11 protein-coding genes are annotated in these 14,143 nt (G+C 68.2%); 4 read left to right on the forward strand and 7 right to left on the reverse strand.

Translation table 11 applies throughout. From position 1 onward, the window contains the following. Positions 1-6 precede the first annotated feature (6 nt). From LG278_RS20720 to LG278_RS20735, 4 genes are all read right to left on the reverse strand, one after another. Positions 7-525, reverse strand: coding sequence for a phage tail protein (locus LG278_RS20720; RefSeq protein ID WP_404389626.1), 519 nt, complete (start codon positions 523-525; stop codon positions 7-9). A 9-nt stretch (positions 526-534) separates the two neighbouring features. Beyond that, positions 535-1,047, reverse strand: a complete 513-nt coding sequence (locus LG278_RS20725) for a phage tail protein (RefSeq protein ID WP_404389628.1) — start codon at positions 1,045-1,047, stop codon at positions 535-537. A 65-nt stretch (positions 1,048-1,112) separates the two neighbouring features. Next, positions 1,113-1,619 (reverse strand): phage tail protein, encoded by a 507-nt coding sequence (locus tag LG278_RS20730; RefSeq protein ID WP_404389630.1) that lies wholly within the window; start codon positions 1,617-1,619, stop codon positions 1,113-1,115. Positions 1,620-1,733: 114 nt separating this feature from the next. Further along, a complete protein-coding gene (locus LG278_RS20735) occupies positions 1,734-6,863 on the reverse strand; it encodes a beta strand repeat-containing protein (RefSeq protein WP_404389632.1) in 5,130 nt (1,709 codons plus the stop codon). Positions 6,864-7,074: 211 nt separating this feature from the next. On the opposite strand from LG278_RS20735, the gene LG278_RS20740 reads away from it, so the two are divergent. Next, positions 7,075-8,133 carry an NYN domain-containing protein gene (locus LG278_RS20740; RefSeq protein ID WP_404389634.1) on the forward strand — a complete coding sequence of 353 codons (1,059 nt, stop codon included), beginning with the start codon at positions 7,075-7,077 and terminating at the stop codon, positions 8,131-8,133. A 65-nt stretch (positions 8,134-8,198) separates the two neighbouring features. Next, positions 8,199-8,726 (forward strand): glycine cleavage system protein R, encoded by a 528-nt coding sequence (locus LG278_RS20745; protein ID WP_404389636.1) that lies wholly within the window; start codon positions 8,199-8,201, stop codon positions 8,724-8,726. Positions 8,727-8,761: 35 nt separating this feature from the next. On the opposite strand, the gene LG278_RS20750 is transcribed toward LG278_RS20745, so the two are convergent. Both LG278_RS20750 and LG278_RS20755 read right to left on the reverse strand, forming a co-directional pair. Next, positions 8,762-9,286, reverse strand: a complete 525-nt coding sequence (locus LG278_RS20750) for a 2'-5' RNA ligase family protein (RefSeq protein WP_404389638.1) — start codon at positions 9,284-9,286, stop codon at positions 8,762-8,764. 39 nt (positions 9,287-9,325) lie between these two features. Further along, entirely contained in the window at positions 9,326-9,850 is a 525-nt protein-coding gene (locus LG278_RS20755) for a hypothetical protein (RefSeq protein WP_404389640.1), read from the reverse strand. Between the two features lie 810 nt (positions 9,851-10,660). Between LG278_RS20755 and LG278_RS20760 the strand changes: the two genes are divergently transcribed. Beyond that, positions 10,661-10,975 carry a very short patch repair endonuclease gene (locus tag LG278_RS20760; protein WP_404393734.1) on the forward strand — a complete coding sequence of 105 codons (315 nt, stop codon included), beginning with the start codon at positions 10,661-10,663 and terminating at the stop codon, positions 10,973-10,975. Positions 10,976-11,207: 232 nt separating this feature from the next. Next, positions 11,208-12,593 carry a DNA cytosine methyltransferase gene (locus LG278_RS20765; protein ID WP_404389642.1) on the forward strand — a complete coding sequence of 462 codons (1,386 nt, stop codon included), beginning with the start codon at positions 11,208-11,210 and terminating at the stop codon, positions 12,591-12,593. 201 nt (positions 12,594-12,794) lie between these two features. Here the strand turns inward: LG278_RS20765 and LG278_RS20770 are convergent, their stop codons facing one another. Continuing rightward, positions 12,795-13,751 carry a hypothetical protein gene (locus LG278_RS20770; protein WP_404389644.1) on the reverse strand — a complete coding sequence of 319 codons (957 nt, stop codon included), beginning with the start codon at positions 13,749-13,751 and terminating at the stop codon, positions 12,795-12,797. Between the last annotated feature and the right edge of the window lie 392 nt (positions 13,752-14,143).

Here is a 14,143-nt window from a genome sequence, read left to right on the forward strand (position 1 = left end):
CGGCCCTCAGGGACGCGGGGGGTAGACACCTTGCAGGGCGATGCAGAAGCTCAGGGTGAGCGAGGGCTGCATGTTGTTGTGCGGCTGGTCGCCACCAGAGGGTGCGACCATCTGCGCAGCCAGCGTCGCGGACGCGCCCGGTGGGGCATACTCCGCGACCCCCGCTCCGACAGCGAAGAGCTCGCCGCCGGGAGAGGTCGAGCCCGCCTCCGAGGCCGACGCGTTGAAGGCGTGGGTGTGCGGGGGCACCTCGCTCTGAAGGAGGGTCACCGTCTCGGAGCCGCCGACCTCGCCGAGGTCGCGCAGCGACAGGCCGGGGCCCTGGCCGGGGTGCACCGGCACGCTGGCCTGGAGGTTGGGCAGCGCGAAGGTGGACTTGCCGTCACCTCCGTAGGTCGTGCCGAGCAGCGAGAAGAGCGCGGTGTTCTGCGAGATCGGGAGGATCTGGCCGTCGCAGAACGCCCAGCCCTTCGGGGCGAAGTTGAAGCCGAAGATGCGGATCTCGGCGACGAAGGGGTCAGCCATGGTCACTCCTCAGGTGGGTGAAGGGAAGATGCCGAAGAGCGAGATGATGAAGTTGACGCAGAGGTAGGGCTGCATGTTGTCGTGGGGCTGGCTGCCCCCCGAGCTCGGCCCGATGATGCTGGGGGCGAAGGTCGTCGTCGGCTGGTCGCTGCCGTAGGCGAAGGTCGTGACGCCGGCCATCGTGCCGGGCACGTTGCCCGCGAGCGCCGTGCCCGCGGCGCCGGCCGCACTGCCGTTGACCCGGTGCGTGTGCACGGGCATCTGGGTGGTCGTGACGGTGACCGTCTCGGTGCCACCCATCTCGGCGAGGATGAAGCCCCCGCCCTGGTGCAGCGGCGCTCGGCCCCGCAGGTCGGGCAGCGCGAAGGTCGACTCGCCGTCGCCGCCGTAGGTCGTGCCGATGAGCTGGAAGAGCGTCTCGTTCTCGGAGATCGGCAGGAGCTGCCCGGAGCAGAACTCCCAGCCAGCGGGCGCGAAGTTGCCTGCAAACATTCGGATCTCGCCGACATACGGCTGTGCCATGTCGCCTCCTTCTTAGGGTCGTGCGTGGTCTGTGGTGGTCTGTGGTGGTTGGGGCGGTGGGTCGGTCAGTTCTGCGAGGGGAAGATGCCCTGCAGCGCGATGCAGAAGCCCACCGTCGTGTAGGGCTGCATGTTGTTGTGCGCCTGGCTGCCGCCGACCGGGGAGAGGGAGGCGTCGCTCATCGCGACCAGGCCCTCGGGCACCTGGTAGGCCGCCGCGCCGGCGCTCGTGGCCAACGTCACGCCCGTGCCGGGCGACGGGGTCGTCGCCTGCGTCGTCGTGCCGTTGACGGTATGCGTGTGGCTGGGCGTCTCGGCCACCGTGAGGGTGTGCGCCTGCTCCCCTCCGACCTGGCCGAGCTGTTGCGAGCCGCCCCGGTGGAGGGGCACGCGGCCCCGGAGGTCGGGCAGGGCGAAGGTGACCCGCCCGTCGCCGCCGTAGGTCGTGCCGAGCAGCGCGAAGAGCGCCTGGTTCTGGTTGATCGGCAGCAGCTGCCCGTTGCACGCAGCCCACCCCTTGGGGGCGAACTGGAAGCTCATCAGCCGGATCTCTGCGAGGAACGGTTCAGCCATGACGTGCTCCTTGGTGCTCCGAGGGAGGTGAGGGTCGTGCGGGGGTTGCGAGCTGAGGGTGGGGTGGTGCGAGCCGGTCGGTAGGACGAGCCGGGGTGCGGGGACGGGTGGTCGTCACGGAAGGCTGCAGGACGTGAAGCCGATCGGGGCGGAGACGAGCAGCACGCCGCCGGCGCTGGCCGGGTTCTGGCTCGCCACGTAGTCCGTCGTCTGGGCAGGGAGCGTCGTCGGCGAGGGGCTGATGCCGTGGATCCCGAACGTGTTGACGTTGGGGGTGTTGTCCTCCTTGCGCAGCGAGATGCCCGGGTTGGGCGCGAGGCCTGCCGTCGTGTTGCCGCTGATGTTGGCGCAGACGGTCGTGTTGACGCCCGTCGAGTTGCTCGTGCCGGAGTCGATGCGGATGCCCGCGCCGATCGACGTCGGCGCCGCGACGGTGTTGCCCTGCACCTTCGCTCGCAGCGTGCTGCTCTGGTTGGCGATGAAGTAGATGCCGTTGCCCTTGGTCTGGCTCACCGTGTTGTTGCTGATCGTGGCGTTGAGCACGGCCGAGTCGCCGGTGCCGCCCGGGATGCTCGTCGCCGCTGCGCCACCGGTGATGCCCCGGTTGTTGACGACTCCGGTGGTGCCCGGTGCGATGACGTTGCCGGTGATGGCCGACGTGAGGTTGTGCTGCCAGGTCGCGTTGACCGAGATGCCGTCACCGATGGTGAAACCGACCGGGTTGGCGGGCGTGCCGTTGTTGGTGACGTCGATGTAGCTCGTGCCGCGGCCGGAGGCGAGCACGAGGATCGCTTCGATCGACATCGGCACGGCCGCGCTGAAGCCGCGCACGAGGTTGCCGTTGATGACGAAGTGGTTGGCCGACGTGCCGATCTGCGAGATCGGGGCCGCGAGCGAGGTGATGTTGCCACCCGTGACGCGGATGCCGCTGCCGTTGGGAAAGCCGGTGATGGTGTTGCTCGAGATCGACCCCGTCGTGATCGTCGGTGCCACCGACGCCGAGCCGAAGGACTGGACGAGCACCGCGTTGCCGATGGAGCCGGCCGCGGTGGCCGCGCTCGTGATCGTGTTGCCGGTGAGCGTGAGGTTGGAGATGGTGCCGGCGTTGTTGTAGATCGTCAGACCGTGGAGGTAGCCGCTCGTCAGGGCCGAGTTGCTCACGGTCACAGCGCCGCTCACGTTGGAGACGCCGTCGCCGATGCCGTCGAAGGCGATGTTGGAGGCGGTCGTGCCGCTCGCCCCACCAGCGGCCGAGCCGCTGCCGGTGACGGTGCCGTAGGTGAAGGAGAAGCCGTTGACGGCGGTGCCCTTGATGCCCGACGCAGTCGGGGTGTTGCTGACCGTGAGGTTGTTGAGGCTGACACCGCTGGTGCTCGTCAGCGAGACGCCGGGGCCGGTGGTGCCCTGGATCGTGCCGCCGCTGGCGTTGCCGCCGACGCTCGTGTTGCCGCCACCGAGCACCGTCAGCCCGCCGGCGCTGCCGGTGGCGTTGAGGCGGATGCCGTTGGGCGCGCCGTTCGCGCTGACCGACCGGAACTTCAGGCCGGTCGCGCCGATCGACGTGCTGTCGACGACGAGCGTCGAGCCGGTCGTGCTGGTCAGCGTCGAGGTCGTGTCGGAGGCGGTGACCGTGCCCCCGCCGGTGGCGCTGAAGGCGCTGGCCGTGCCGGACGAGATGGTCAGGGCCGCGCTGAAGGTGACCGTTGCTCCGGTGTTGGAGGCGAGGATGATGCCGGCTCCGGTGATCGGACCGGTGAAGGACGTCGTGCCGCCGGAGCGGTTGCTGACGTTGACCGACCGTGCCGTGTTGCCGGAGATCGTCGCGGCGACCCCGATGGAGCCGGTGGCGGCTCCCGTGAGGTCGATGCCATCCTGGGCGTTGCCGCTCACCGTGACGGTGCTGCCGATCGTCGCGGTCGTGATGTTGTCGCCGTGGATGCCGTCCGCCGAGGCGCCCGACACCGTGACGCCCTGCACGTCGACCCCGCCGGCCAGGGTGACGCCGTTGCCCGAGGCGTTGGTGATGGTCGGGGCCGTCGCGCCCGCGGGCACGAGCACCGTGCCACCGATCGTCAGGCCGAAGCGTTGGCCGTAGAGCCGCTGATTGGCCTCGAGAGCCAGCCCACCGGCATACGACCCGGGAGCGGCGTAGACGAAGAGGTAGTCGCTCGGACCGTCGACGTCGCCCGCGCCACCGGCGCCGTTGAGCGTCAGCAGGGTGGCCAGCGGAGTGGTCGAGCGGCCGTCGCCGCCAGGCGCGGCGGCGGCGTTGACCCACCAGACGCGGTCGGCACCGATGGCGAGGCTGAGGGTGCCGGTGGAGCTCAACTGGCCGTCGGTGACGGTGTAGGTGACGGTGTCGGTCTGGCTGACGTCGCCGACGCCGGGGAGGTAGCTGAAGGTGCCGTCGGCGTTGATCGTCACGCTGCCGCCACCGGTCGTCGCGAGCGTGCCGGCGACGACGGAGAGGGTGTCGCCCTCGGGGTCGGTGTCGTTGGCGAGCGGCAGGGCGCCGGTGAGGGCCGTGCTCGGGCCGGTCGCGGTCACGCCGCGAAGCGCCAGGGTGTTGCCGATGGCGCCGGAGTAGCTGTCGCCGCCGACGACCGGGGCCTCGTTGACGTTGGTCACGGTGATCGTGAAGAGCTCGTCGAAGGTGAGGCCGGGGGTGCCGCTGTCGGTGACCCGCACGCACACGGTGTAGGAGGACTTCGCCTCGTAGTCGAGCGACGCCGCGGTGACGAGCGACCCGGCGTTGACCGAGAAGCTGCTCCCGTCGGGATACGTGTTGCCGCAGCCGGCCGTGACGACGGTGAAGGCGTGGGTCTGGCCTGAGTCGGGGTCGGAGGCGCCGAGGGTGCCGACGACCGTGCCCGTGGGCTCGTTCTCAGCGACGGAGGAGTTGCTGAGCGTGATGTCGGTCGGCGCCTCGTTGACGTCGGTCACCGTGATGGTGAAGGACTTCTCGAAGACGTTGCCGGCCGAGTCGGTCGTGCGCACGTTGATCGAGTAGGACGCCTTCGCCTCGAAGTCGAAGGTCGCGGCGGTGCGCAGCTCGTCGCCGACGATGGCAAACGACCCGTTGTCGGTGTCACCCGGGCCGGCGGCCAGGCTGTAGGTGAAGGTGTCGCCGACGTCGGGGTCGGTGCTCGAGAAGGTGCCGACGGCCGTGCCGGACGGCTGGTTCTCGGGGACTGTGTTGGCCGAGAGCGCGAGGTCGGTCGGGGCACTGTTGGCGGCCACGGTGAACTGCGCCGTGTAGTCCGCGACCATCTCGTCGGGCGGGTCGACGGTGTCGACGTCGTGGATCTTGCTACCGGTCACCGTGAGGGTGCACAGCACGGCGGCGGGCAGCTTGGCGTCGGGAGTGAGCGTCCAGACCGTGCCGGACCCGCTGAGCGCGAAGGCCGTCGTCGTGCCGGCCGGGCACTCGAGGGTGAAGGCGCCGGCGTCCGCGGTCACCGGCTCGCTGAAGGTGACGGTGATCGTGGCGCCGCTGGCCACGTCGGTCGCGCCGTTGACCGGCGTCGTCGAGACGACGGTCGGGGCGGTGTCGACGGTGGTGAAGTCGACCGTGACGTCGGCCGTCATCGTGTCGGGCGGGTCGCCCGCGTCGACGTCGGACACCTGCGCGGCAACGACCGCGAGGATGCACGCGGCCGTGCCGGGCAGGTCGCTCGTCGGGGTCAGGGTGACGGCAGTGGCCGTGCCGCCGATGGTGAACGCCACCGGGTTGCCGTCGCAGGTCAGGGTGAAGGAGCTCTGGCTGACGGTGACGGGCTCGCTGAAGGTGACGGTGAGCACCTGGTCGGCAGGCACGCCGGTCGCGTTGTCAGCCGGGCTGGTCGAGGCGACTGCCGGAGGGCTGTCGACGGTGAAGCTCACGTCGATGTTGGCCGTGAGAGTGTCCGGAGGGTCGACCGTGTCGTTGTCGGTGATGGTCGAGGCGTCGCCGGTGAAGCGGCAGGTCTCCCCCTCGGGCAGCGGGCTCGCTGGGTCGATCGTCAGTGTCGTCCCGCTGAGGCCGAGGACGGTGAAGCCTTGGGGCAGCCCGGCGGCCGGGCACTCGAGGGAGAAGGTCGCGGCGCTCGGCACGCTGACCGGCTCGGAGAACGTCATGACGATGTTCGCGTCGGTCGCGACATTCGTCGCCCCGTCCGCCGGCGAGATCGAGACGAGTGTCGGGGCGGCATCGACGGTCGTGAAGGTGATGTCGATGGCGGCGGTCAGTGCGTCCGGCGGGTCGCCCGCGTCGACGTCGGTGATGTCGGCGGCCGCGGCGGTCAGCGAGCAGGTCGCGGTCTGCGGGAGGTCGGCGTCGGGGTTGACCGTCAGGGTCGACGTGCCCGAGCCGGTGACGGCATACGGCAGGTTGGGGCCGCCGCAGGCGAGCGTGAAGGCGCCGGAGGCGACGTTCACCGGCTCGCTGAAGGTCAGCACGATGTTGGTCGAGCTCGCGACGCCGACGGCGTCATCGACGGGCGTCGACGAGACCAGGGCGGGCGCCGCGTCGGTCGTGAACGAGAAGGTGCGGTTGGCCGCGAGGTTGTCGGGCGGGTCGAGCGTGTCGACGTCACTGATCCCGACGGCATACACGGTGATGGTGCACGTGGCCCCCTGCGGGAGCGCGCCGGTGGGGTCGAGCGTGACCGTGGAGCCGCCGGATCCACTGATGGCAAAGGGGATCGGCGTCGCGTCACACGCGAGGGCGAAGGAGCCGGCGGTCGCGTTGACGGGCTCGCTGAAGGTCACGCTGGGACTGACGTTCGTCGCGACGCGGGTGGCACCGTCGGCGGGACTCGTGGAGGTCACGCTCGGCGCGGCGTCGTTGGGAGTGACCTCGACCTGCACCTCGTCGTAGAAGCAGAGGCCGGGGCCGGTGACGTAGCGCAGGCGGCCCGAGCCGCTGCTGGCGCAGAAGTAGAGAGTGCCCGCGGTCGGCGGGACCACCTTGGCGGTGAAGCCATTGGGGCAGCTGCTCCCCTTCGCGAGGCGGGCCGATCCGAAGGCCTGCACGCAGAACGTGGTGGGGCCCGGCTTGACGGTCACCTTCGTCTCGTTCTTGTTGCACTCGCTCAGCGAGGAGACCGCGCGGAGCAGGCCGTTGCTCTTGAGCGCGCACGCGTAGGAGAGCTCGCCGGCCTGCGGTGCGGCGGTGGCCGGGCCGACGGGCGCCAGGAGCGCGGCGACGAGGAGCAACGCGCACGCGGCGGCGATGCGGGAGAGCAGGGCACTGACACGCGACATTGCGACCTCCGGTCACGGCCTGTCGCCGCCGCAATCCCCCTGTGGGTGTCGCAGCTCACGGACGACGTACCGCGCAATTCCCCATTCCTAGCACCGGGTGTGGTAACACGTCGCGAGAATGCGAAGAATCGGCATGATCTGGTCAGGGGCTGGGCTGCCCTTCGCGGCCGGGCCCGGGCGGCGCGGCGCCAGCCGTGAGAGCCTGCCGAGCATGAGGTCTCACTGCGCGCTCTACGTCGACGTCGGCTACCTGCTCGCCGCGTCGGCCACGCGCGTGACGGGCACGTCGCTGCGCAGCGGCATCGTCGTGTCCTACCCCGACCTCGTGGCGCGGCTCATCGCCGCAGCCGAGGAGGCCAGCGGTATGCCGCTGCTCCGGGTCCACTGGTATGACTCGGGCCGTCGGAGCGGGGGTGCACCGGACGCCTCGCAGGAGGCGATCGGGATGCTGCCGCGGGTGAAGCTGCGGCTGGGACGCATCTCGCCGCAAGGCGAGCAGAAGGGTGTCGACCTGCGGATCGGGCTCGACCTCGCGGCGCACGGGCGCAACAGGGTCGTCGACGTCATCTATCTCGTCTCTGGCGACGACGACCTGTGCGAGGCCGTCGAGGAGGCGCAGAACCACGGCGTCCAGGTCGTGCTCATGGCCGTGCCCGACCGGTCGGGCAAGCCGCACGCTGTCTCGAAGCACCTCATCCGCGAGTCCGACGACCTCATCGTCATCGACGGGGCGGTCGTCGACGACACCGTGCACGTGCGCCAGCTCCAGCCGGAGGAGGCTCCGGCTGCGTCGGGTGCTGGGGCGGCGGCTGGGGTCGTGGTGCCGTTGCCGGGGCCGCGTCCGCCGGCTGCTGGCACGGATGTTGAAGTTGCGCCGGCGCGGCCGACGCCGGCGGTGCTGGCGGGGCCTCGCCCGACAGCGCGGGCCGGCGAGCCCGGTGGCGGCGTGCGTGCTGGCTCGGGGACGAGCCGGCCGATCTGGTCGAGCACGAGCGACGGGGTGGGCTCGCGTCAGTCGGCGTCCACGACCTCAGCCGAGCTGGGGCTCATCGACGAGGTATGCCGTGGGGTGATCTCCGCCTGGTCCGTGACCGCGAGCGCCGAGGACCGTCGCAGGCTGCGCTCCGAGAAGCCCTACATCCCGAGCGACCTCGACCGGGCGCTTCTGCTCGACCTGTCTGCCCGGATCGGCGTCTATGACGTGGACGAGCACCTGCGCTACCTGCTGCGCGACCACTTCTGGGAGGTGCTGGGGGCGTCGGGGTCGTGATCGTCGGGGTGGCCGGCTTCAAGCTTGCCGCGTCGGGGTGGGCCGGCGGTCGTTAGGATCGGCACGTGCCCAGACTCGTGCTCACCGTCATCGGCGACGACCGCTCCGGCCTCGTCCGCGCCCTCGCAGACGTCGTCACCGAGCACGACGGCAACTGGGAGGAGAGCCAGCTCACCGAACTGGCGGGCAAGTTCGCCGGCATCGTCGTCGTCAGTGTGCCGGAGGCCCGCGCCGAGGAGTTCACCATCTCGCTGAGCACTCTCGACGGCCTCCTCGAGGTGTCGGCTCACCCCGGTGCGGAGCCGGCTGCGGCTGGAGCCGGCGCTGCGGCTGCTGGCACCGACCAGCTGACCATCGACCTGCTCGGCAACGACCACCCAGGCATCGTCCGCGACGTCTCCACCGTCCTCAGCAAGCACGACCTCTCCATCGAGACGATGACGACCGGCACCCGCGAAGCGCCGATGGCCGGCGGCCTGCTCTTCGAGGCTCACGTCGTCGTCGACGTGCCGGCGGGCTCCGACACGGCTGCCCTGCGCGCAGACCTCGAGCGCCTCGCCGCCGAGCTCCTCGTCGACATCGCCGTCGCGTAGAGGTTATGGCCGCGCGGTGGTGCGGCTGAGTCCGGTTACGGGACTCCGTCGAGCGGCCAAAGTTCGCTGGTGCCACTGTCGATGAGGGCCGCTCGGTCAGCGTTGAGGGTCAGCGGCAGCACGTCGGACACAGCAGCCGTGATCACCGATAGCTGGTCGGCGCTCGCGCCGGTCGCGACCGACACGTGCGGCACCCAGCGACCCGTGGCGTAGTGCCAGTGCAGGTCGGCCCGTGTCGACCTCAGCGCCAAGACGGCCCGCTCCTGGCGAGTGGCGAGGTCTGAGCTAACCGAGCACGCGAGTGACACTCTCCCCCGCGGGAAGACGAGCGAGCCCTGCACCGGGATGTCGATGGCACCGGGGGTCGGCAACCGCGCCACAGCGGCGCGGACGGCTTCGGGATCCCACTCCCGCAGAACGGCATACGAGAGGTGTGGGTGGTGGCGCCCGTGGGTGTGCGATAGCAACGTCCGTATGCCGCGCGCCTCGAGCCGCTCCCACAGCTCACGCACGAGCCGGTCGGTGCGCGAGTCGAACAGGAGGCAGAGCGCGAGCGCCATGCCCCATTGTGGCCAGGCAGGACGCTCCGATCTGGTGAGTCACCCCAAGCCCAGGGAGCCGCTATCCCACGGCATCACGTCGGGTGCGACCAACTGCTCGGTGGTGATCTCGTTGTCGACCGCCCTGATCAGCCAGAGCTCGCGCGTGTCGTCGCGCGTCGCGGCGAGGAGACCATTGACGACGTGGTCGAAGGTGAAGGGGTCGAAGTCGGGCTTGTCGCTTGTCCGTGCGATCGCTCCGGGCCGCAGGAAGCGGTCGATGAGGTACTGCAGCCAGGCCTCTGCCATGCGTGACTTCTCGGTGCGAGAGTCCCACTGGAGACAGCAGCCGTCGGTGCACGGCGTCCAGTCGAGATGTGGGTAGGGACTGCCGTCCCCGGGTGTGAGCGTCGTGAAGGGGTCACGCACGTCAGGCCGGCGCCCACGCTTGCGCGGACGCGCCCCACGGACCATTCGCGCCTCGTTGCGTTGCCGCTCCTGCTCGACGACTAACGCCCGCGGGTTCATCGGCACCTCGTAGGGGTCGGTGAAGTGGCGCCGGTCGACCATGGCGTAGGCCGTCAACCACTCGGCCTCCACCGTGTTGAGTCATGGCTCGATGTCGGTACGGCCGATATACGTAGTGCTGAATCCCATTGCTTCTCTCCTCCGGAGGGGACCGATCAGAGAAGCGAAGCGCTTTGAGCCGACTCGCAACGAAGCCGGGCCCTTGATCTATTTGCGAAGACGCAGCGCAGCCACAGCCCTGTTGATCACGTCAAGCCCCTCCCGGGTGACGGTGGAACCGCCGCCACTCACCGTGCCGCGGCTGTCACAGTTAGCAGTCCAACGGAGACCGGCCTTGCGGGCAAGCGCCTCCCCGATCTCCGGCATGGATCCAAGCGGCACACCGCACTGGCGAGCGGCGATCTCAAAGACGTGCGACGGCACGCTGCTTCCTACTCCGACGGGGACGGTCGGGATGCCCAACTGCCGACAGAGCCGATCCAACTGATCTTGCTTGGCCTCGCCGCCTTGCAGGCCGGTTCCGCGCGCGCCGTCAAATGCGCTCTCGTCGACACCTCGACACGTCGAGCACCACTCGGGGTTCATCCCATGTCGACACTCATCACTCATGTCGCTGAACCTACCTCGCCGCTAAGCGCGACCAGCCCATGGGGAGCGAGGTCGCTCCTTCAAGCGTGTGCATTCTGCTCGCGAGCCATGAAGGAGTCAGGGTGCCTGGGTGCAGGGATCAGATACGAGATGGCCTCCCGCGCCGCATCGACGTAGGCTCGCCCGGTGGTTGAGAAGTGGGTCAGCACCCGCGCTGGATCTCACCTCGCCGGCCGGAAGCGAGAGAGCACCGCGCCGGAAGTGGCCCTGCGCAAGGCGGTGCACGCAAGTGGGGGACGCTTCCGTCTCCATCCCCGCATTGCCAGGGGATGCACGCCAGACTTCGTTCTCCCCCGCCGCCGCATCGCTGTCTTCGTGGACGGGTGCTTCTGGCACGGCTGCCCCGAGCACGGACGCAAGCGGCCCTGGACCGGACCGAACGCTGCCCGGTGGGAGGACAAGATGCGCCGGAACGCCGAGCGCGACAAGCGGTCAACCGAACTCGCTGAAGGGCATGGCTGGCACGTGGTCCGGGTGTGGGAGTGCAGCGTTCAAGACGACGCAACAGCAGTCGCCAGACTCATCCTTGCCTGACTGTCGCTGCGTCGCACCCCTGTCAGTGGCTTGTGGTGGGCTACCCGACAGCATCAACCAACCACCTACAGGCGCATCGGGTCGGCCTCCAGGATGCGCACCAGCGGAGGTACGACTTGCCATGATGGGCCCCTCGACGAACGCGTCCGCCCAGCCTGCGCGGAAGCTTGACCCAGCTGAAATCTCAGCTAAGCTTCCCTGTATGCCAAAGGGACTCGCACCGTTTACCTACGTGGATCTGTTCGCTGGCATCGGCGGCTTTCACGCCATGCTCGATCACGCCGGCGGTCGGTGCGTCTACGTCTCCGAGATTGACCGGGAAGCTCGCCAGACGTACATCCGAAACTGGGTGGACCCGCTACCTGAGGCGCACCAGCCGATCATCAACACCGACATCACCCTCGCGACCCCGGACGACGGGCCCGTCGAGGTGCCGCCCCACGACGTCCTCGCGGCGGGCTTTCCGTGCCAGCCCTTCTCGAAGTCCGGCTACCAGCGCGGGATGGACGAGGCGCGGGGCACGCTGTTCTGGAACATCGCTCGGATCCTCGAGGAGCGCACTCCCGCGGTAGTTCTTCTGGAGAACGTGCGCAACCTCGCGGGCCCCCGGCACAGGCATGAGTGGGACGTCATCATCCAGACGCTGCGCGAGCTTGGGTACCGAGTGTCGTCGACGCCGTCGGTCTTCTCACCGCACTTCCTGCCGCCTTCGCTGGGCGGAACGCCCCAGGTCCGAGACCGGGTGTTCATTCTCGGCACGTACGTGGGTCCCGAGCGGGCCATGGCGGAGGTCGACGTTTCGCCCACCGTTGTTCGCGCGCCGGTGGCCGGATGGAACGTGCAGGACTGGGACGCCGACTGGATCCTCGATGAGGACGCCACGATCCCCAACCTGTCCAAGTACCAGCTGACGGCCGACGAGACCGAGTGGATCAACGTATGGGACGACTTGGTGCAGCGCATGAGGTCGGCACGCGGCACACGTCTCCCGGGCTTCCCACTGTGGGCAGATGCGTGGATCCCCGAGCGCGGGCTTGACCCCATCGAACTCGAGGCCCTGCCGCGCTGGAAGGCGGACTTCTTGATCAAAAACGCGCGGTTCTACGACGAGCACCGCGACATCATCAAGGCTTGGAAGAAGGCCAACCGCTCCTTTGCCACCTTTCCCGAGTCGCGGCGGAAGCTGGAGTGGCAGGCGCAGGACACCGCCTCGCTGTGGGAGACAGTCATGCACTTCCGCCCATCGGGCATCCGCGCCAAGGCACCGACCTACCTGCCGGCCTTGGTGGCAATCACCCAGACTTCGATCATCGGCAGCCGCAGACGTCGTCTGACGCCCCACGAAGCCGCCCGCCTTCAAGGCTTCTCTCGCACATTCTGGTTCGGGGGCCAGAGAGATCAAGCCTCGTACAAGCAGGTAGGCAACGGCGTCGCCGTGGGGGCCGCGTGGCACGTCTTCCGTACTCACGTGGAGCGAGACGCGCCGGATCTGCCGGGCCAACTGGTACGCACCGTGCTCGGCGCTCCGTCAAAGCCAACCGGGGATGCGTTGGCCCAAGCCGCCATAACTCACGAACTCGCCCTCCGGGCACCACTCTCGGTGACCGTCGCCGGCTGACGAAGGCGTACTCAAGCAACGGATCGTCCCTATCACCGTCCAGGCCACATGCATCGTCCTCTACTCGCAGGACAGGCTGCCCGGCGAGGACGAAATCAATCGGCGCTCACGCCTCCCCAAGACGCCACTTGAGGAACGAACCTACTTAGGGAGGTTTCTGACCTCGACAGGACCACTTCAACCACTGAGCCGAAGGCCAACTCAGGCCCGGTCGATATTTCCGCGCGCACTGAACCGCGTGTCGTACTCAGCCCGCTGGGCGGAGTACATGTCCGGAGGCCGCTCCTGCGCGTACACCCAATACCACAAAGGTAGGGGCGCGAATAGCCCCCGAATACTCGCGTCGCTCAGGAGCTCCTTGATCGTCTCTTTAGGTATCAATATTGCACGATTATTCGTTGTTACACTAAGGTCTTGAAGCAATTCACGCGGGAACAGGTAGACACCACCGCGGAAGGTCGCAGATAGGTCTATAGGCACGGGAAGACCATCCATTCGCAGGGTCTCAACAAGCAAGGGCGGACAGCCTCTGCTCGTTGCGACGACGTCGACCTCATCCGCGCCCCGGCCCGCCGCAACGTTTGCCGCAACGTGTTCCCAGACACGACTAAATGGAAGTGCGTCCTCTACTGTTTGACCCTTTTCGGTCGGAACGATGTCAAGTAAATGTGGCTGACTACCATCTCCTGGCCAACGAACGACTAAGAGCGTCTTGCCGTTCGCGACATACGGTCGGCCGAGATCGGCCACCGCTCGACACTTGAGCAACGTGGCACTGTCCAACAACTCGACCAGCACACTTGTCGGCGGGGTGTTGGATCCCAGGACATACACGATAGGGTCATCGAAGGACCACCTCTCCACGCCACTCTTAGTCGCGTCCCATAGAGCCGCAATCTCGCTCAAGTTCTGGCTAACTTTGTGAGAAATCTGCAACTCATCGAAAGCGTAGTCCCATCCCTTCTGCCCTGTGGGAGGTCGCGTCAACTGGGTGCCGGGGTCTACCTGCCGCACGTAGTTGCCTAAGGCATCGAAGAAGAGATCCTCCAGCAGCGCCGCAGAGTTGAGTCCGTAGTAATGGTCCCGAAACTGTCTCTCTGCCGCAGCTAGCGGAATCAGATAATCAGGCCGTGCCAGCATTCCGCGCACGGCGCTCATGAACCGAGTCTGGGGGTCTTGGGATCCAGGCGGCAGCACAGCGCCATCTTTCCTAACTTTGGTAGGGGATGAGTCATTCTCCCGGGCTGAGTTCGTGAGTACCGCAGGACATTGACTTAGGTCCGAGCCGGATCGAACGCCTGAGAGAGCGCCCTAGGGTCATGGCTAGTTCACACCCACTCCTCGGAGGCGCCGCTTGGCCTCGCTGACATCCGTGCCGTGGCGCCCCCGCATCGCTGAGTGGTCGAGCACGAGTCTCGACTTGCCGCGTTGCGTGGCATACAGCGGAATTGTAACCACGACCTGATTCGAAGACGCGATCGACCCCCGCCACTTCCAGCAGGCGTTCCGTTCGAGCGAGGAGATCGAAGGGCACCGGGTGTCGCCTACGT

Origin of the sequence: Humibacillus xanthopallidus (assembly GCF_044793955.1) — a bacterium.
Classification (GTDB): Bacteria; Actinomycetota; Actinomycetes; order Actinomycetales; family Dermatophilaceae; genus Humibacillus; species Humibacillus xanthopallidus_C.